Origin of the sequence: Parendozoicomonas verongulae, from assembly GCF_009711465.1 — a bacterium.
Lineage (GTDB): Bacteria > Pseudomonadota > Gammaproteobacteria > Pseudomonadales > Endozoicomonadaceae > Sansalvadorimonas > Sansalvadorimonas verongulae.
The window spans coordinates 1-1,023 of the sequence record NZ_SMME01000485.1; the positions used below are offsets into that span (position 1 = coordinate 1).

The 1,023-nt window shown below is 54.2% G+C and carries 1 protein-coding gene; it reads left to right on the forward strand.

Annotated features, from left to right (window positions below; genetic code table 11):
• On the forward strand, positions 1–1,023 hold a 1,023-nt coding region (locus E1189_RS22630; protein ID WP_196220927.1), incomplete at both ends, for a hypothetical protein.

The following is a 1,023-nucleotide window of genomic DNA, read 5'->3' on the forward strand; positions in this document are numbered from 1 at the left end:
ACCGGCCGAATATACTCCGATACCCCTCTGACTCTGGTGATTGACCTCACGGGGATGACACCCGGACAGATTGCCAGCCTGAATGAGCTCCTTGATCGTCACCCGAAACTTCATGGACAGGCTCTCGGCACACAAGTGCGCAGGGTGGTACTGATGTCTGCGAACATGTTGAAAACCGGCCCCAATAAACCGGGCCCTGATTGCTGGCGGCGTTTACAGGCTTTAGGTGATGGCGAGCTTCATTCTGTTACCGTTGATCAACTGTCCCCTGTTCTATCGGATCAAGAACTGCTCGACGGCGTAAAACATTCCCCTGGTTTTGCAGGGGATACTCTTGACTTTCATGGGGAAGGTCACTGGCGCAACCTGTTGTTTGGTGGTCTGACTCTGGATAAAACGGGTCAGCCTGTCTTTCAAGCCGGGCGGCTGGCCGATTTGGCAGAAAATGCTTGCCTTGAGCTGCTGGATGCCCCCTGGGATGAACCAGAATTCACCCACACGCTGGCAACGGCCTTACGGGAAAATGGTTTTTTTGCTAATGGGGAGTGGGTCACGCTGAAAAACGGCATAACCTTGACCAGGAAAGACACCTCTAAAGAGGAACTGGCATGGCTTTTCTCCCGTTTCACCCAAAAAGGAGCCTCGCCTGCCCACGTTCCCAGTCGTCCCATGGTCTACCTGAACAGAGCAACACTGGAGGATGCTCTGGCTGATAATACTCTGAAAAACGGGCACCCCTCTCGAACCAATACCCTTGAGGACTTACTCAACGGTTGTGCTCAGGTGTCTGTTACGGACTCACTGACCGACAAACAGTGGCTGAGGCTCTTACGCAGACTGGAGCAGCTTCCTCACCCGCCCGCCGTTTTGACCGGGCACAGCTTCACCCGATGCCCCAACAGTCAGGTGGAATGCGTCCAGTACCAGAAACGGGCTTCCGCCCTTGCCACCTATCAAGACACCCACCGTATTTACCAGATGACCGCTCAGGATCAATGGGAAAGCCTCTGGTTTGATACCCAA